The organism is Vulcanisaeta sp. JCM 14467, assembly GCF_001316245.1.
GTDB lineage: Archaea > Thermoproteota > Thermoprotei > Thermoproteales > Thermocladiaceae > Vulcanisaeta.
Window position 1 is genome coordinate 1 of record NZ_BBDM01000014.1, and the last position, 16,967, is coordinate 16,967.

The window sequence follows — 16,967 nt, forward strand, 5'->3', positions numbered from 1 at the left end:
CAACCTAGCCAGGGCAATGATCAACGTCTTGCCACCAATCCTCAAGGACATCCTCGGCGCGTTATCATTCGAGAAGTGGAACAACCTAAGGAGAATCGCCGAGATGGAGGTAAAGTATAGGAGAGGCGAGATGCAAGTGGATGTAGCCGGCTATAAGTTCACGGTGAGCGTTCGGGGAACACCATTGTATTAGAGCATAAGGTTAGGGATGATGTTGAGGCTAGGAGGGTCGTTAATGCGTTGAGGGCGAGGTACGGTGACGAATTCGCCGTTAACATCCATAAAAGTGGTAGGTATAGGGTTGTGGCAATTCCAGCGTACATATTCGAGAAGTATGATGATATCAAGGCACAGGTCATTGAGGTGTTGTGCAGGAGGCTCGGGAAAACGAAGGATGAGGGAAAAAGACAGAACATAATCATGATACTAAGGCGCTTAGCACCCACAGGGGCCGCGATGACTCGTCTTCCTTCATGTGCAATAGCCGCATGATTAATGTGTCTTGGTAACGAATTAGCCCTTCCTGCAACTTACTAACTGAGTTTTATTTTTACGCATATACGATAGCCTATGAAGATAAGAAGCATGACCAGCCTTTAATACTCAAATACCCCTAAACCATCAGTAACTAGGTATTTTATTCAGCAATATTAAATTGTGCCATACCTCCTCATTATGCCTAGTAACTCATCGACATGCTTAACGACTTGGTCCTTAATCCTCGGCAGTAAATTAGCGAGTTGGCTGCCCAGTCTATTCATGTCCCTTGCCTGGGATAGTATTATCATTGATGATGGGGACCTAATGTCGACCTTGACGACCACGTCCTCACCAACCCTAACCCTGACAATACCCGTCACCTTACCCTCGGTATAGGTAATGACCTCGATAACACCACCCTCTATGGGCTCGGCAACTAGGTTAAGCGTTATGTTATTACCGCTGTGGGTTACGTAAATTCTATCACTACCTGCAAGGCTAATGCTCGCCTTGCCAAGTCTCACTGAGTCTAGGATCCTCCTCCACCCATCACCAACAAGCCTGAGATACTCGTCATGATTATTGAGCCTCTTAATTAGGTACTGAATGGGATCCCAGGTTCAATGTTCTTCGTACTAATATTGACGTTGATCTCACGCCCAATATTGATAATGAGCTCATCGAGCTTATTAAGGAGTTCATTGAAGTAATCCTTATTATTGGTAATTATTTGCCTAGCATCGTCACTATTAATCTCCAGTAACCTCTCTTCATAACTACCGTCAGGCCCAACACCAATTATAAAGACGTACTTATCACTTATTGAGACCTTGGCATTACTTAGTACTCTACCTCCAACATTAACTGAGCCAAGCGGTGTCAGGAACTCCATTTATTATTACATGGTTGATTTAATCCTTATAAATGCTTGGGCGAGGTCTATGTTCGTATGGGCGAGTTCAGCAATAAGGTGGTCCTGGTCACAGGTGGCACCCGCGGTATTGGTAGGGCCATTGCGAGGCATTCCTTAAAGAGGGCGCCAGGGTTGCGGTTACCTACGTTAGTAGGGATGATAAGGCGAGGGAACTCGAGAAGATGGGCATACTAGCCATTAAGTGCGATGTGGCGAGTAGGGATGAGGTTAGGAGGGCTGCGGAGATAGTCAGTAGCAAGCTTGGTGATGTTGACATCCTCGTTAATAACGCTGGGGTCATGTACCTAATGCCCTTTGAATCATACAATGAGGAGTTGTTTGACAGGATGTTCGCAATTAACGTCAAGGGCATTATATACACGACACTCGAGTTTCTACCCCAGTTAAAGAGGACGAGGGGGGTCATAATTAACATAGCCTCAAACGCAGGCATTGGCACGGCCTTCGAGGGAACTACCTATTACGCAATAACGAAGGCCTCGGTCATAATACTGACTAAGCGCATGGCCTTCGAGCTTGGGAAGTATGGTATTAGGGTTAATGCCGTGGCGCCTGGCTGGATCGAGACGGACATGACCACGGCCGGTAGGGCTCCCGAGGAGGTTGAGAAGACAAAGGCCCTAGTTAGGTCGAGAACGATGCTGAGTACGACAGGTATACCTGAGGATATAGCCAACGTGGTTCTCTTCTTAGCCAGCGAAAGGGCTAGGTACATAACTGGCCAGACCATAGTGGCTGATGGCGGTAGGATTGATTACCTAACCCACGGTATCTAACACGAATTACTTAATAACCTCCCAATTTCTTAATCTTAAAATCATGGGCCTAACATTCGCTGAGTACTACGTATTGGCAGTACTCACGCTGGCAATAGTGTTGTTATTAATGCACATTGTCAGGTACGACGTGGTTGGGCTCCTCGTGATGGCACTACTAATCATTGGCGGTATAATCAGCCCGGGAAGGCCCTGGCATTTATTGGTTCAACCACGGTCGTGGTGCTCGGCAGCATAATGATCATCAGCAAGGCCCTCGAGGAGTCCGGATTCCTCGATAGGTTAGCTGAGGAGCTAGATAAGGTACTTAGGAATGAGTACCTACTCCTAATCGTGGTATTACTCATTATTTCACTGTCCTCGGGCTTCATGAGTGACGTAGCCCTGGTCTCCATATTCATCCCATTCATGTATGCGGTATCGAGGAACCATAACAAGAGGTTATCCAAGTACCTGCTACCCCTGTCCTATGCCGCGATTGTTGGTGGTAGGTATACGATCTTTGGGACCAGCACGAACCTAGTAATTGACCAGCTTTGGTTTGAGAGGTTTGGTAAGTACTTGTCTGTGTTTCAGTTCTTAAATATTGGACTTGCGATAGTATTTGCAAGCATACCCGCACTTCTACTCATATACTTATTACTGCCGAATAGGGAGAGCGTGGTCACCAGCGTTGATGATTTGAAGATTGGTGAGTACGTGGTTGAGGCCCAGGTCGGTGAGGACTGCGAGTTGGTTGGTAAGACTAGGCGTGAGGTGGAGAGGGAGTACGGCATTAGGATAAGGTCCATATTACCTAGGAGACTATCCAGGACTGGGAGGATACACGTAGGGACCACGTTAATCATGGAGGTCCCAGTGGATAAACTACCAGTGATATCATCAATAAAGGGGCTTAAACTGGCATCAGAGTCTGAGCAGGTTGAGGGTAAGGAGGTGGTTGAGGCATTGATAACGAGCTCCTCGCCGATCATTAACTACACAATATCCGACTTAGACGTGTTGAGTAAGTACGGTGTTAGGATCGTGGGAATCTCCGCAGGTAATAGGAGGATTTATGGCAGGATATCCCACGTAACCCTTAGGCCAGGCGACGCACTACTCCTAATGGGTAGTGAAGAGAGCATTGCGAAATTCATGGGTGATTACGGCCTCGTACCCCTCAGAACCAGGGGTGCCAGGTTATTCGATGCTAAGAAGGGCGCCGCGTCAATAATCGTGCTCATGGGAGCCACCATAGCATCACTACTCGGAGTCAACATAGCATTGGCATTCCTCACGGGGGTCATTGCGCTAATGCTCAGTGGCGCCGTTAATTATAGGAGGATTTACCAATACATTGATTGGCCAGTCCTAATATTCATAGCGTCCTTCCTATCCCTGGGCTACGCAATGAGTAGTAGTGGTTTGTCAATGGCCATAGCTAATGTACTCCCTAAGTCCCTGATAGTCCTGTTCGTAATAACAGCACTTATGGCGAACTTCGTGAATAACGTGAGTGCGGCGACTATAATGACGCCAGTAGCCCTGACCTACCCAAACCCGTTACTCGCTGTTACCGTGGTTGCCATGGCCTCAACAACCACATTCCTCACACCCTTCAGCCACCCAGCAAACCTCCTTGTGTATAACCCAGGGAATTACAGGCCCAGGGATTACCTAGCAATGGGTGCGATCCTCCTAATCATTGCCTTACTCATCACGGCCATATTCACCCACACGATTCAAATCTAAGTGTCAACCCGCATTGCTTCTTATAAAGTCATTGATTTATGATGCAACGAGTAAGCTTTATAAGTTAGATATCTATTTCGATATCGATAAATATGAAGGTCGTAACAGCGCCCGGCCCGGTCTCGTACCCACTAATACTTGCGACCAGGGAGTATAGGGACTTAGACCTGGTCTTTGGGAAGGGTAATGAGGAGGGTAGTGCCTATGCTATTGCAGATTCCTTAACATCACTTGTTAGGAGTGGTTTAAGGGTTGATATTGTGACTGTAAGGAGATTAATGTTTGTATACCCTGAATTAAGGGGACCTAGGATAGCCGTTTGGAGACGTGGTAGCGCAGCCGACGTGTTAATCAGGGCTTTGTTAGATAAGGTGGGTTTAACGGCTGAGCTTGTTTATGCTGATGATTGTACTCAGTACTTAACACGCTCAATAACGGCTCAGTACAAAGTGCCGTATTGAACCTAGGGGTCCCTGAGCATAAAGGTGAGTTTCTCGAGGATTTAATTGGTGCGCCAGGGGCTTGCGGTGCCCAGATTAATGGCGATCCTCAGTATTTCATTGATGTATATAAGGCTGGGATTAAGGCTGCTAAGAAGGATTTAGCGAGTACCGTTGATTACGTGGCTAGTAAATTACCGATAAGGTTGCCGAGGGAGTTCATTAGGAACATCCTTGCCAGGGTGGAGTATGGAATTTATAGCCCGGGTAATTACCGGGAGTTTGTAGAAATCGTTAGGAGGTACGGTGGTAAGGAGTGACGAGGAGTCAATATCTAGGGTTGCTTCAGGCGATTTCCGTAATAGTACCCCTTACCATAGCCATTAGGGCATCGAATAATATGTTACTCACCACAATACCGCTATTGGCTAGGTATAACTTTCAATTCAACAACACGCTAGTCGGCATCCTATCGGCCCTAGTCTCGTTAATGACCTTCCTAAGTAGTGGTCTAATAAACTCGAGGTTGAGGGCGTGCACTAGGAGAATAGCCTTCATAGCATCATCGGCTACCTACGCAGCCGTGTTTCCACTGTTTTGGTTATCATCACCAATAACGATCTGGATATTATCCGCAGCCGCAGGCTTCGTGCTGGGCTTCCTAATGCCCAACGTAATAACCTCAGCAAGCCTACTGCCAGACAGGAGAACCAGGGAGAGACTACTCAATATATACACGCTGTCCCTAAGCATAAGCCTGATCCTGGGCCCTGCCATTGAGTCATTAATACTTAAGTACTACGGGCTTAGGGAGTCCTTCCTATTCTTCACGGTATTCCCAATCCTGGCCCTCGCTATAGCGCCCTTCGTTAAATTCCCCGAGGAGAATATGGCAGGCGATTCTGTAGTGAGCACGTCCACGGTCATTTCGAACCCAGGTTTCATAGCCGCCATCCTAAACATAGCCACCTACAACGTGGTCTTCTCATTCCTAATGGCCTTCGGCGGCATATATGCCAGGACACATTTAACTTAAGCTACTCAATGGTTGAGGTATTATTCTCGCTATTTTTCGTGACATCCTTCCTGGGTAGGCTATACCTATCGATAAGACCCGCCGAAAGACTATGGCCCTACATGGCTAGTGCGGTCACAATGACCGTGGTTGGCGTGTTGATCATAGTCCTCACGGACAACCCACTGATCTACGCAACAGCCTTATTAATACTGGGTATACCCACGGAACCACCTACCCACTCTCCGTGGTCTCCATATCCAGGGCCTTCAAGCCGCAGCATAGGAATGCCGCGAATAGCCTATCTTCTCATTCATGATGCTCATAGGAATTGTGATGCCCACAATAACGGGTTACATAGCCGACCTAATCGGTATTAGGAATACCTTCATCGTACTAATACCGCCCGTAATAATTGCATTAATACTCCTGAGGAGGTACGTGAGGGCTGTTGATAAGCCACGAGATTAAACCCAATTAAGGGACAAGGGACATGATTTTAAGTCAAGTCCTCCAGGTGTTATTATGGTGAGTTTATTCGTAATTAGGAGACCGGATGTTGAGGGTGTCTTTGTTAGGAGGTTGAACAGGTTCGTTGGTGTTGGCGTCATTAACGGTAAGGAGGAGTTCGTGCACATTCATGACCCAGGTAGGTTAACGGAGCTGCTTAAGCCCGGCGTTAGGTTCTTCGCCTACTCAAAGTCCACGGGTAAGACAAGGTTTTACCTAACGGCCGTTGACCTAGGCAATGAATTAGTCCTTGTGAACTCCGCGATACATAATGCCATTGCTTCCTGGCTCATTAAGAATGGTTATGTATTAAGTGGTTATGAGGTGGTTAGGAAGGAGCCCGTCTTTGGCAGTGGTAGGTTCGACCTACTACTCAAGTCGCCAAGTAATGATTATGCCCTAGTCGAGGTTAAGGGCGTAACGCTGGAGGAGGGTGGGGTCGCCAAATTCCCCGATGCACCGACGGTACGTGGTGCAAGGCACATGCGTGAGTTAGCCAGGGCAGTGGAGCTTGGTTATGAGGCCTACGTACTCTTCCTCGTGCTTAGGTCAGGGGCGTCGATCTTCATGCCTAATACGGCGCTTGACCCAAAATTCTCGGAGTCGCTTAGGTACGCCATTGAGCATGGGGTTAGAGCCATAGCCTATAAGCTAATACTGACCAGGGACTGGGCATTAATGCCGGTGGGTCAGCTCGAGGTTAGGATTTATTAGTGGTTAGCGAGTGTGAATTCGATCATTAATCGCTCGCTGAAGTGTTCATCGCAATTACCTCCTGGGTAATTCCGGCCCGAGTATGTATGTACCAACATCACTCCTTGGGTTTAGCTCCCCAGCCACTGGCGTCAGCATGAGCCTCCTAACCTCACTCAAGTCTCTCGTCTGACCAAGAACCCAGGAAAGTTTAACAAAGGCAACCTCAGGCAGCATGTCCTCGGCAGGTATCACGCCAAGCTTCATTAGTTCCACGCCCCTCCTATACACGTTCAGGTTCACCCTGCCGAATATTGTTTGGCTCGTCATAACCACGGGTATCCCACTATCAATAGCCCTCTTTATTGGGTCGAGAAGCTCCTCCCTAACGTGGCCAAACCCCGTACCCTCAATCACAATCCCGTGATAACCCCTGTCAATTAGGAAGTGTAGTATCTCAGGGTCCATGCCCGGGTAGAACTTCACCAGGGCCGTCCTCTCATCGAACCTATTCATTAGTACCGTATCCTCAACCCTAGACCTAGGCGTGTAATTATTTGTGTTCATTACTATCTCAAGCTTATTAATGTCGACGTAGGCCACGGCCTATCATTAATGCTAATGAAAGTATCCCTCCTGGAGGTATGCATCTTCCTAACTCGCGTCCCCCTGTGAACAGCTATTAAGCCGTCATTAGTCGATGCATGCATTACTATGTAGGAGCCCGCGAATGGGACCCTGGCGCCGACTAGGACCGCTGCCAGCATGTTCTCGAAGGCGTCACTAGACGGTCTATCGCTACTCCTTTGTGAACCAACTAGGGCTATTGGGCCGGGCGGGTTCCTGATTGCGAAGGATAGGGCGGCTGCCGTGTAGTGCATGGTGTCTGTTCCATGAAGCACCACAACGCCCGAGACCCCGTCTAGGAACGCCCTGTAGGCGGCCTCGGCAATCTCGGCCCACCTCCTCGGTGTCATGTCCTCGCTGAATATGGCCATTAGGTTGAGGAGCTCCACATCAGCTATACCCTTAATCTCCGGGTACATGGCGTAGAGGTCCTCGAGACTAAAGCTTGGGTAAACAGCGCCGGTCCTGTAATCCACCTTGGACATTATGGTGCCGCCGGTCGCTACAAGCCTAACCCTAGGGAGTCCCGTGGACTCTGCCTTGACGAACTGGCCAATGGGTATGGACACGGCACTCCTCGACTCAACATGCCCGAGCACCTCCACCCTCTCTATGTTGCTCACGTGGATGCCCACGTTATAGCCATTATCAAGCTTCAGAATAACCACGTTAGGGTCACCAACACCAGGCCTGGGTAGCACCACACCATCGAGTGTGGTTCCATCCCTTAAATGAGCACGCACAAGGTCAAACTCCTTAATACCTAACTTACTCAATACCTCGCTTGACACGGTTAAATACGTGAAACCCCGGGTATAAGTGTTTTAAGGCGTGATTATATTAGAACCCTAGATGGTTAAGGCAGTGGGCAGTTTCAAGTATAGGATCAAGGTGGGTAAGGGTGGTCGGGTCACGATACCCAAGGCCATTAGGGATAATCTCGGAATTAGAGAGGGCGACGAATTAGTAATCGGCATTGAGGATAGTAAGATCGTGATTGAGAAGATGGATTTCGATATTAATGAGTTTGATGAAATAATTAGGAGACATTTAGAGACCATAAGGAGTTACCTGCGTATTAAGCCAAGGCTTGGCGACCTCAGTGGATTGAGTTTAGAGGATGAGTTTGAGGAGGATCTTCATAATAATAGATAAAGCATTTCTTGACGCAAATGTCGTAATATATTTAAATGTTGGTGAGGAAAAGGTGATAAGATTTTTTAAGGATCTTCTAATGAAGAAAGTAAAATTATATACTAACGTGTTAGTGCTTGATGAAGGTATTTATATTTCGAAGAAAAAGTATGGAATAAAATATGAGGATACCATTAATTTTCTTGACAGTATAATACTAACCTATGTTAATGTACTAAATATTGGCCCTAATGAGTATAGGATTGCTAAGAGATACATGAATATCTTAAAACCGTCTGATGCCCTTCATGTAGCAACTATGCTGAGTAATCACATAACAACGATAATAAGTGAAGATAGAGATTTCGATAAAATAGATTCAATTAAAAGAGTATGGGTTCAGGATTAACGAATTATTGGGTTACATTTAATAGTATTTTGAAGAGCCTTGTGTCTGTTTCCGTGGGTTGGCGGGTTATTATTACGTACTTGAGCCTGGACAGTGCGTATTCGCTTAGTAGGCCGAAGCCGTCCATGGATATGCATAGAACCTTGTTTCCGGCGGCGAGTAGGTAATCGACCTCGGTCTTATCCTTAATGCTCCTTAGCAATACCGTGATGACGCCGTCTAAATGCCTTAGTGAGTCATCGAACTGCCTGGCGAGTAATAATGCGCACTCGCCGGGTCCTAAATCAATGAGTACCTTATCAAGGTCTGAGTAGTTATTGATCCTGACGATCCTAACCATATCATTAATAACCCAGGAGCTCAGCATTTAACACCCAATTACTCAAAATAACTAAGCCTAATAACCCACTACACATTACGGTTCCGAAATACCTTTAAAGCCCTGGCAGGGCTTTCCTACATGGATTATAGGACTAGATTACGTGAGGCGAGTAAGGAAATTATTGAAAGGAGGGTAACATCGGATGAAGACCTTAGGAAAATAGCCGATAAGTACAACCTACCATTATCGACAGTTAAGACATTATCCACATTCTACTTCCACGACTACTCAGAGACCCAGGTATGCATGGGTCTTCCCTGCATACTAAAGGGAGCTAGGGAGGTGGCTAAGGAATTGGAAAGGCGTGGCATTAAATACTCCATAACGTACTGCCTCGGTCATTGTGATAAGGGCCCAGTGGTTAGAATGGGTGATAAGCATTACACGTACGTTAATGGTGAGTTTAGGGAGATTGAGGAGTCAAGGAGTGATTATGTTCAGTCTCAGTATGAATCTCTTGATAAGTACATAGCGAGGGGTGGTTATAAGTACTTTGAGAAATTCCTCAACGAAGACAATAAGCTATTCATACTTGAATTCCTGGTTAAGGCAGGCTTAATTGGAGGTGGTGCCCTAAGTAGGTTTAAGGCCCTGGCGGGTAGCGCAAATAGGCCTAAGTACTTAATTGTTAATGGTCACGAAGGCGAGCCAGGAGGCTTTAAGGATAGGCTCATTATGGAGAGGAACACGCATCAGCTTCTTGAGGGTGCATTACTGCTATCACTGGCGTTGGGTGTTGATGAGGTTATAATTGCGGTTAATGAGAGGTTTAGGAATGCCAAGGCAATGATCGATAGGGCGCTTGATGAGTTAAGGCGATTCCTGGCGGGTAAGGGTTTGCTTAATAGGTTACCCGTAATCACGGTTTCACTGGTTGGTTCTCCATACATCGTTGGTGAGGAGACGGCATTAATAAACTCACTCGAAGGTAACAGAGGTGAGCCTCGATTAAGGCCTCCGGATCCCACTGAAGCCGGCTTATTTGGTAAGCCCACTGCCGTTATTAACGTGGAGGTTGTGGCGGCCATGCCCGTACTCCTTAGTAATTACTATGAGGGTAGGGAAATAGAGATTGAGAAGTACTTCTGCATCACGGGTGATGTGGATAGGCCGGGGCTTTATAGGGAGAGGTTAACAGTAGGTCTAAATGAGTTATTGGCTAAGGCTGGGGCTAGGGAGGAGAATGTTAAGGCTGTCTTTGTTGGTGGGGTTTCCTCAGGTCTTGTACATTCGTCAAGGATTAGGATAAGGCTTACACCTGATGAGACGAGGAAGCTAGGCGTCTTCCTAGGCCCTGGCGTGGTCATTGCCCTATCTAATAATAGGTGTATTGTCGATGTGATGCTTGAGGTTGAGAGGTTTTTCTCCCATGAGTCATGTGGTAGGTGTGAGCCGTGTAGGCTAGGTACTAAGGAATTGGTCGATATCCTCGAGAGGGTTAGCGTGGGTAAGGCGAGTGAGGAGGATCTTAAGTGGGCTGAGTCGGTGGCTAGGACCATGATGGAGACCTCGCTCTGTGGCTTGGGCATGTCGGCTGGTAAGGTGTTCCTTGACGCACTTACTCAGTTTAGGGATGAGTTTGAGGATCACATTAAGGGCGTTTGTAGGGCTGGGGTTCATTTCAGGTGATGGGTATGGTTAGGGTAATCCTGAATGGTAAGGAGGTCGAGGCATTTGATGGGGAGACCATACTAAGCCTGGCTAGGAGGTATGGTATTGAGATACCGACGCTGTGTTACTACGAGGGTTTTGCGAATGGTTCCTGCAGGATATGCGTTGTTGAGGTAAATGGCAGGTTAATGCTTCATGTATAACAAAGGTTTCAGAGGGAATGAAGATAGAGACCGAAAGTACGAAGGCCATCGAGGCCAGGAAGACCTTACTAAGGCTCTTACTGAAGAATCATACCCACAGGAGTAAGGAGGAGCAAATGAGGTGCAGGGTGTGTGAGTACGCCGTTAAGTACGGCCTTGAACCAGCACCAATAATACCAGATACCAAGGTTGATGATACCCACCCAGCAATTGTGTTTGATCCATCGGCCTGCGTAATGTGTAGGAAGTGCGTAATTGCCTGCGGAGTTGATCAGAATAATGACGTAATAGCGGTCATAGGTAGGGGCTCAGGTACAAGGGTTGGTTTTGACCTTGACGTCTCAATGGGTGCATCAAGCTGTGTCAGCTGTGGTGCATGCGTTGATGCATGCCCAACGGGCGCATTAATGGAGCGGGACTGGGCACCGGCGGATAAGGTCGTCGAGACCACATGCCCATACTGCGGCACAGGGTGTCAAGTGGAGTACGGTGTTAAGGATGGTAGGGTTGTCTGGGCCAGGGGCGCATACGGACCTGCAAATGAGGGTAAGCTCTGCGTTAAGGGTAAGTTCGGATTCCACTACGTTGATAGTCCCGAGAGACTTACCAAGCCATTGATTAGGAGACCTGGTGTTCCCAAGGGGCCATTAAATGGTAGGCCGATTCATGAGGTGTTTAGGGAGCTACGTGGGAGGAGGCCCTGGACCTAGTAGCCAGTAAGATTAAGGAGATCCTGAGCAAGTATGGGCCTACGGCGATTGGCGGTATAATGAGTGATAGGAGTACCAACGAGAGCATTTATGCGTTTCAGAAATTCATGAGGTGCGCAGTTGGTACTGACAGTATTGATCAATCAGCCACGCTTTGCCATGAGCCATCGGCATGGTCCCTGGCAATGCAGTTGGGCTATGGCGCCGCCACCAACCCCGTTAAGGACGTGTTGAATTCCAGGACTATAATAGTGGTTGGTTCAAACATGAATGAGACGCACCCAGTCATTGCGGCATACGTTAAGAGGGCTGCCAAGCAGGGTACGCACTTAATAGTCGTTAACCCAATCCATACCGAGTTAGCTAGGTATGCCGAGTATGAACTCCTCATTAGGCCTGGTACGGATGTCGTGTTATTCTCGGCAATGGCTAAGTACATAATCGACATGGGCTGGTACGATAAGGAATTCATCAGCAAGTATACGGAGGGCTTTGATGAGTGGGTAAGGAGTCTCGGCGCATTTACCCTAGACTTTGTCGAGAAAATCACTAGCGTGCCCAGGGAAATCATTAGGGAGGTTGCCAGGCTATACGCACTTGAGAAGCCATCAATGGTCATGTGGACCCTTGGAATCACCGAGCATGAGAATGGCACGGAAAATGTATCGGCATTAATAAACCTGGCATTGCTCACGGGTAATGTTGGTAAGCCGGGCGCCGGTCTCATGCCCCTACGTGGGCAGAACAACGTCCAGGGTGGCGCAGACGTTGGGTGCGCACCGGGTAGGTTACCTGGTTATCAACCATTAATGGACCCAGAGGTTAGGAAGCGTTTTGAGGATGCCTGGAGGTGCAGGTTGCCGTCTTTCATTGGTTTTAGGAGTACTGAGATGATTGATATGGCTAGGAGGGGCTTGATAAAGATGCTTTACATCGTTGGCGAGAACAGCATTAGGTCACACCCAGACAGTAAGGCCGTTGCTGAGGCATTAAGTAAGCTCGAATTCCTCGTTGTTCAGGATATATTCCTGACAGAGACCGCTGAGTACGCAGACGTGGTATTACCCGCAGCCTCCGCAGCCCTTGAGGATTATGGCACGTTCACTAATACGGAGAGGAGGTTGCAGCTTACGAGGAAGGTCGTTGACCTGCCGGGTAGCGCAAGGCCTGACTGGTGGGTCTTCATTGAGTTGGCTAGGAGGCTTGGTTATGACATGAGTTTTAGTGATAGTGACGGCATAATGAGGGACCTGCCAGGGTGGCGCCAATATTTAGTGGCTTAAGCCATGAAAGGCTTGAGCGTGAGGGTGGTCTTCAATGGCCGGTGCCGTCAAGCACTAGTCCAGGTACTCCAATACTCTATTCCGACGCTTCCCAAGGGGTAAGGCCAGGTTTAGGGTTGTTAGTTGGAGGGGCTTTGACGTGGTTATAGAGAGACTCTACCATACTCGCTGATCATTGGTAGGGAGAGGGCTCAGTACCACACTGCCACCATGACTTCGAGGTCACCAATACTTAGGGTCATTTGGAGGGGACCCGTCGTTGAGATGAACCCTGAGGATATGAAGGCTGAGGGCATTAAAGATGGTGAGGTTATTAAGTTGGTTTCACCAGTTGGGGAGGTGTTGGCTAGGGTTAAAGCGTCAACTAGGGTTCCGAGGGGTGTATTGTTCACCACATTCCACTACCCAGAGCTTCCTGCAAATAGGTTGGTACCAGCCGTGTTGAATCCATTTACGAAGACGCCGGCGTATAAAGATACGAGAGTTCGCATTGAAAGGACTATACGGTAGTTTGAATACCTTAATCAATGCCATGGGTTAGTATGAAAAACTAATGAACTTTTCACGGTTTTATCACTGTTTATTATATTATAGTGTAAAGTATGAGTAGTTTACCAAGTCTTTAAGCGTTATTAACCCAGGTCTCGCACTTAAGACCCTCGGTATCAGGTTAACAATTACAGCGGCTGTGGCTGGGTCACCAAGCGTCCCCGTGCTCCTCCACGTAATTGATGGTTCACCCTCGAGCCTTACCTCCTCAAAGTCCTCACAGCCAACGCAAGCCCTCAACTCAACCCTAATCACCTCCCTACCACCAATGAAGCCACTTCCATGACCGACAACACCCTTAACCTGACCAGGCTCAACCTTGAAGTACTGCGTCTCATAATGTCTCTCCGCAATTAGCGCCTCCTGGCTCTCCTCAACCCTGTCCAGCCTAAGCCCAATAATGCTGGCCAATAGCAGTACCGATTCCGCAAAGCCCACGTGTGCTGTTATTTCACCCTTACTTAATGCCTCAGCGAATTGACTTGGCGTCATTCCAAGACCAATCTTCTTCTGGAAGGAGTACCTCCTCTTTGAGGCATCCAGGGATCTAATCACGGTGATCTTATCAAGTCTCGTCAGCGTCACCGAGAGAACCGCAGGTAATACATCAAATACGAAGCCTGGATTAACCCCGGCGCCAAGCACAGTCACTTCGCGGCTCCTTGCATAGTTATCGACAAGCTCCGCAAGGTCTGGGTACCTATACCAGGGCCATGCCAAGGTCTCGCATGTTGATAGGACATCAGCGCCAGCCCTAATTGCCTTCATTATCTGTGGGTAAACCCTATCGAAGAAGCTGCCCGTCGAGTGAAGGACTATGTCAGGCTTGGTATCCCTAAGGACCTTATCAGCATCGCTCTCAACCCTAATGCCCAGGGTCTTACCTAGCCCAATAACTTCGCCGAGGTCCCTACCAACCTTCTGCGGGTCAACATCAATCGCACCAACAATATCGAAACCCCTTTCAAACGCAGCCCTCGTTATTAACTGGCCAATGGGCCCCACGCCATAAACCACAACCCTAGCGACCATTAACTAAGGGTTAGGGTTTCATTTTATAACGATTATCACCCTTTATTACCTTAGCCTTAGGATTAATTATTCATCCTTTAATCAGCGCTTGGATCCCATCATCCCCAATCAGCCAAGCCCTAAATGTGTTCATCCTTAAAACCCTTCCCCTAAAGTATTAATAATATTAATTATTTACTTTAAGATGGGACAACACGTATTAATGCCATGTTAATTACCGTGGGGAAATACAATTACTAATGCATAATTTATTGTTATGTCTTTCATACCTACTCTTGTAATTACTCGTGTAAAAAGAATATTATGAATATTGATTTATGAGTTATTTACGACTATGATTATTTATTAAGGATAGAATAATCATTGAGATGCAATATGGCAGAACTATCAAGTTACATGGAGAAGGAGTATGAGATTGATTGCGATGGTCAGATAGTGAAGCTTAAGCCTGTCAAGGTCTGGATGCTTGCACCAAAGGGTAGGAGGGGCGTTATAATAGGGCTCTTCAAATGCCCCAATAATAAGGTGGTTAGGAAGGCCCTTGGTAGGGCTGAGTAGTTCAATTGCTTAAATGAAAATACCTTTAAAATAATTATTTTTCACAGTGATGAATGCGTAATTACGACGCCACCGAAGTATTGGCTGAGGAGTATAGATCACGCTTTGGAAGGGTTATACAGCAGATTTGCAGGTGTAAGAGTGAGTATGAGAGGAATAGGGAGTTAATTAAGGTCCTAGGCATTAGTGATAGTATCACTGAATGCATTAGGCAGAGGAGGCCCTGTGACCTGGGGTTTGTGAAGGTTAGGGTTGTTAAGAAATTCCTCAGTACTCAGGTAATCATTGTATTTAACAATGAGGAAATCAGTATTGACGCATTTAATAAGTTGGTTGCATCGGCTAAGTTCTTTAAGGAGTGGTATGATAATGATTGCTCAATAGATTCATACATGCAACCACTAATAGGCGCTGATCATTACGACATCATTAAGGAATTCCTAACGAAAAACCTAGAGAAATTACAGGAGGTATGCAACCACGTTAAGCCAAGCCTCAACCTAAATGATTTACCGATTTACGTATCCAACGGAATAACCAGGGCTATAAATGACTTGATAAATAAAACTAAAGAAAACTTAAGAATATAAAGCGAACAGTGACTTATGAATGATCCGGGGACCAATCGTATTGAAACTGAGTGGCCACCTCTTTGACGATGAGGATTTGCTACTTAAGTACGTGGACTTGATCCGTGAGCTTTGGAATAGTGGCTATAGGATGGCCGTGGTGACTGGCGGTGGGTCACTGGCGCGTAGGTACATAGAGGTTGGTAGGAAAATGGGTATAAATGAGTCGTTACTGGACATGCTTGGTATATCGGCTAGCAGGTTGAATGCCCAGTTACTTGCAGCTGCGCTCAGTGATATTGCGTACTTACCAATACCCACTAACCTCGATGAGGTCTTTAGGGCTTGGTCGACGGGCAGATTGGTAATTACGGGTGGCTTTCAACCAGGTCAATCAACAGCTACCGTGGCATTCCTCGTGAGTGAGTCCCTAGGTATTAAGCAGTTAATTGATTGCGCAAACGTGGATGCAGTCTACACGAGTGATCCTAGGACCGACCCCAACGCCAAAAGGCTCGATAAGGTGAGTATCAGTGAGTTGATGGGCATGCTTAGGTCAAGGACGATAGCGGGCACGTATGACCTGCTCGACCCATGGGCATTGAGCATAGCCCAGAGAAGCGGTATCACCATTTACGTGGTTGGCTGCAGTAGATTAAGTTCATTGAGAAGGCTTATCACCGAGGGTGTTAGTGATGGTACGGTCATCACACCATGAAAAGATAGGTCTAACAACATTTTTAATGACCTGCCCAACATCCCCAGTGAGTTCACTTAATAATCTCTCCACAACCTCCCTGTAATTAGTAATTAATTCCCTCATGTCGTAACCAACCCTGGCGTACATACACGCCCTAATTAGCGTTGCCAATTTATCGGAGAGATTCACAATCTTACCCTCAATACTCAACGCATACCTATACTCATGGAAGTATTTGGTTAATTCCTCGGGGAGTTGAAGTTCATTAAATAGCCTAACCTCGATATCCCTCCAATCACTAATTAATGATCTAACGTTATTACCCACATTACCTATTAAGGCTTCATGGGCGTCATGTATAAGCGCCATTGATGCGCACTTATCGGCGTCAATATTACTATCAACTCTCCTAGCACTATTACAAAGGACTAGGGCTAGGTAGCTCGTGAGGAGTGTGTGATCTCCCACACTTTCGGCAATGGCTTGCGGAACTCCGCGTTGTATCCAACCAATCCTTGGCGTGTTAAGTATTGTGTTTACGATATTAATTATGTCTATTAATGATGGCACCATGAAATCGGCGGGTGAACCCACTTAAAAGGGTTTTTAGCGTAATTT

The 16,967-nt window shown here is 47.1% G+C and carries 23 protein-coding genes and 3 pseudogenes; 20 read left to right on the forward strand and 6 right to left on the reverse strand.

What is annotated here, in order from left to right; translation table 11 throughout:
• Positions 1-193, forward strand: a 193-nt coding sequence (locus JCM14467_RS11755; RefSeq protein WP_252901508.1) for a hypothetical protein, incomplete at its 5' end; no start/stop codon positions are given.
• Between the two features lie 47 nt (positions 194-240).
• On the forward strand, positions 241-492 hold the full coding sequence (locus JCM14467_RS11760) for a hypothetical protein (protein WP_054850289.1): 252 nt from the start codon (positions 241-243) through the stop codon (positions 490-492).
• A gap of 158 nt (positions 493-650) precedes the next feature.
• Here the strand turns inward: JCM14467_RS11760 and JCM14467_RS11765 are convergent, their stop codons facing one another.
• Entirely contained in the window at positions 651-1,004 is a 354-nt protein-coding gene (locus JCM14467_RS11765; protein WP_054850290.1) for a hypothetical protein, read from the reverse strand.
• A 71-nt stretch (positions 1,005-1,075) separates the two neighbouring features.
• Positions 1,076-1,372, reverse strand: coding sequence for a hypothetical protein (locus JCM14467_RS11770; RefSeq protein ID WP_054850291.1), 297 nt, complete (start codon positions 1,370-1,372; stop codon positions 1,076-1,078).
• A 57-nt stretch (positions 1,373-1,429) separates the two neighbouring features.
• Here JCM14467_RS11770 and JCM14467_RS11775 point away from each other — a divergent pair.
• The 8 genes and pseudogenes from JCM14467_RS11775 (at position 1,430) to sfsA (ending at position 6,603) form a co-directional block, all read left to right on the forward strand.
• Positions 1,430-2,190 (forward strand): annotated as a pseudogene (locus JCM14467_RS11775) (glucose 1-dehydrogenase).
• 43 nt (positions 2,191-2,233) lie between these two features.
• On the forward strand, positions 2,234-2,428 hold the full coding sequence (locus JCM14467_RS18270; protein ID WP_252901510.1) for a hypothetical protein: 195 nt from the start codon (positions 2,234-2,236) through the stop codon (positions 2,426-2,428).
• Positions 2,413-3,924, forward strand: a complete 1,512-nt coding sequence (locus JCM14467_RS11780; protein WP_252901511.1) for an SLC13 family permease — start codon at positions 2,413-2,415, stop codon at positions 3,922-3,924. Before JCM14467_RS18270 ends, JCM14467_RS11780 begins: the two co-directional genes overlap by 16 nt.
• Positions 3,925-4,016: 92 nt before the next feature.
• A pseudogene (locus JCM14467_RS11785) lies at positions 4,017-4,684 on the forward strand (DUF3834 domain-containing protein).
• Positions 4,681-5,400, forward strand: a complete 720-nt coding sequence (locus JCM14467_RS11790; protein ID WP_054850292.1) for an MFS transporter — start codon at positions 4,681-4,683, stop codon at positions 5,398-5,400. The pseudogene JCM14467_RS11785 and the gene JCM14467_RS11790 overlap by 4 nt, the downstream one beginning before the upstream one ends.
• Before the next feature lie 8 nt (positions 5,401-5,408).
• Entirely contained in the window at positions 5,409-5,759 is a 351-nt protein-coding gene (locus JCM14467_RS18275) for a hypothetical protein (protein ID WP_252901512.1), read from the forward strand.
• Entirely contained in the window at positions 5,716-5,850 is a 135-nt protein-coding gene (locus JCM14467_RS19545) for a hypothetical protein (RefSeq protein ID WP_256359255.1), read from the forward strand. Before JCM14467_RS18275 ends, JCM14467_RS19545 begins: the two co-directional genes overlap by 44 nt.
• Positions 5,851-5,907: 57 nt before the next feature.
• Positions 5,908-6,603 (forward strand): DNA/RNA nuclease SfsA, encoded by a 696-nt coding sequence (gene sfsA / locus JCM14467_RS11800; RefSeq protein ID WP_444823192.1) that lies wholly within the window; start codon positions 5,908-5,910, stop codon positions 6,601-6,603.
• Between the two features lie 54 nt (positions 6,604-6,657).
• Here sfsA and gatD read toward each other — a convergent pair.
• A pseudogene (gatD, locus tag JCM14467_RS20535) lies at positions 6,658-8,000 on the reverse strand (Glu-tRNA(Gln) amidotransferase subunit GatD).
• Positions 8,001-8,073: 73 nt separating this feature from the next.
• Between gatD and JCM14467_RS11810 the strand changes: the two are divergent.
• Both JCM14467_RS11810 and JCM14467_RS11815 read left to right on the forward strand, forming a co-directional pair.
• Entirely contained in the window at positions 8,074-8,364 is a 291-nt protein-coding gene (locus tag JCM14467_RS11810; protein WP_252901513.1) for an AbrB/MazE/SpoVT family DNA-binding domain-containing protein, read from the forward strand.
• Positions 8,336-8,752, forward strand: a complete 417-nt coding sequence (locus JCM14467_RS11815; RefSeq protein WP_252901514.1) for a type II toxin-antitoxin system VapC family toxin — start codon at positions 8,336-8,338, stop codon at positions 8,750-8,752. Before JCM14467_RS11810 ends, JCM14467_RS11815 begins: the two co-directional genes overlap by 29 nt.
• A gap of 4 nt (positions 8,753-8,756) precedes the next feature.
• On the opposite strand, the gene JCM14467_RS11820 is transcribed toward JCM14467_RS11815, so the two are convergent.
• Positions 8,757-9,119 (reverse strand): hypothetical protein, encoded by a 363-nt coding sequence (locus JCM14467_RS11820; protein WP_054850296.1) that lies wholly within the window; start codon positions 9,117-9,119, stop codon positions 8,757-8,759.
• A gap of 93 nt (positions 9,120-9,212) precedes the next feature.
• On the opposite strand from JCM14467_RS11820, the gene JCM14467_RS11825 reads away from it, so the two are divergent.
• The 5 genes from JCM14467_RS11825 to JCM14467_RS18295 all read left to right on the forward strand — a co-directional run bounded on the left by JCM14467_RS11825 (position 9,213) and on the right by JCM14467_RS18295 (position 13,451).
• Complete coding sequence (locus JCM14467_RS11825; RefSeq protein ID WP_054850297.1) at positions 9,213-10,763, forward strand: NADH-ubiquinone oxidoreductase-F iron-sulfur binding region domain-containing protein; 1,551 nt, start codon at positions 9,213-9,215, stop codon at positions 10,761-10,763.
• Positions 10,763-10,948 (forward strand): 2Fe-2S iron-sulfur cluster-binding protein, encoded by a 186-nt coding sequence (locus tag JCM14467_RS18280; protein WP_252901515.1) that lies wholly within the window; start codon positions 10,763-10,765, stop codon positions 10,946-10,948. Before JCM14467_RS11825 ends, JCM14467_RS18280 begins: the two co-directional genes overlap by 1 nt.
• Positions 10,949-10,965: 17 nt before the next feature.
• Positions 10,966-11,658 carry a 4Fe-4S binding protein gene (locus JCM14467_RS18285; RefSeq protein ID WP_252901516.1) on the forward strand — a complete coding sequence of 231 codons (693 nt, stop codon included), beginning with the start codon at positions 10,966-10,968 and terminating at the stop codon, positions 11,656-11,658.
• Between the two features lie 23 nt (positions 11,659-11,681).
• Positions 11,682-12,941: a molybdopterin oxidoreductase family protein gene (locus tag JCM14467_RS18290; RefSeq protein WP_252901553.1), complete on the forward strand. Its 1,260-nt coding sequence runs from the start codon at positions 11,682-11,684 to the stop codon at positions 12,939-12,941.
• A gap of 210 nt (positions 12,942-13,151) precedes the next feature.
• Complete coding sequence (locus JCM14467_RS18295; protein WP_252901517.1) at positions 13,152-13,451, forward strand: molybdopterin dinucleotide binding domain-containing protein; 300 nt, start codon at positions 13,152-13,154, stop codon at positions 13,449-13,451.
• A gap of 78 nt (positions 13,452-13,529) precedes the next feature.
• Here the strand turns inward: JCM14467_RS18295 and JCM14467_RS11835 are convergent, their stop codons facing one another.
• On the reverse strand, positions 13,530-14,522 hold the full coding sequence (locus tag JCM14467_RS11835; protein WP_054850298.1) for an NAD(P)H-dependent amine dehydrogenase family protein: 993 nt from the start codon (positions 14,520-14,522) through the stop codon (positions 13,530-13,532).
• Between the two features lie 375 nt (positions 14,523-14,897).
• Between JCM14467_RS11835 and JCM14467_RS11840 the strand changes: the two genes are divergently transcribed.
• Genes JCM14467_RS11840 through pyrH form a run of 3 tightly spaced genes read left to right on the forward strand, consistent with a single transcriptional unit; the run spans position 14,898 to position 16,367 of the window.
• Positions 14,898-15,080, forward strand: coding sequence for a chromatin protein Cren7 (locus JCM14467_RS11840; protein ID WP_054850299.1), 183 nt, complete (start codon positions 14,898-14,900; stop codon positions 15,078-15,080).
• A gap of 53 nt (positions 15,081-15,133) precedes the next feature.
• Positions 15,134-15,670 (forward strand): hypothetical protein, encoded by a 537-nt coding sequence (locus JCM14467_RS11845; protein WP_054850300.1) that lies wholly within the window; start codon positions 15,134-15,136, stop codon positions 15,668-15,670.
• Positions 15,671-15,689: 19 nt separating this feature from the next.
• A complete protein-coding gene (gene pyrH, locus JCM14467_RS11850; protein ID WP_054850301.1) occupies positions 15,690-16,367 on the forward strand; it encodes a UMP kinase in 678 nt (225 codons plus the stop codon).
• On the opposite strand, the gene JCM14467_RS11855 is transcribed toward pyrH, so the two are convergent.
• The gene (locus JCM14467_RS11855; protein WP_252901518.1) at positions 16,311-16,943 is read right to left on the reverse strand and encodes an HD domain-containing protein; all 633 of its coding nucleotides are present in this window, start codon (positions 16,941-16,943) and stop codon (positions 16,311-16,313) included. The two genes, pyrH and JCM14467_RS11855, sit on opposite strands and share 57 nt — an antisense overlap.
• Positions 16,944-16,967 lie beyond the last annotated feature (24 nt).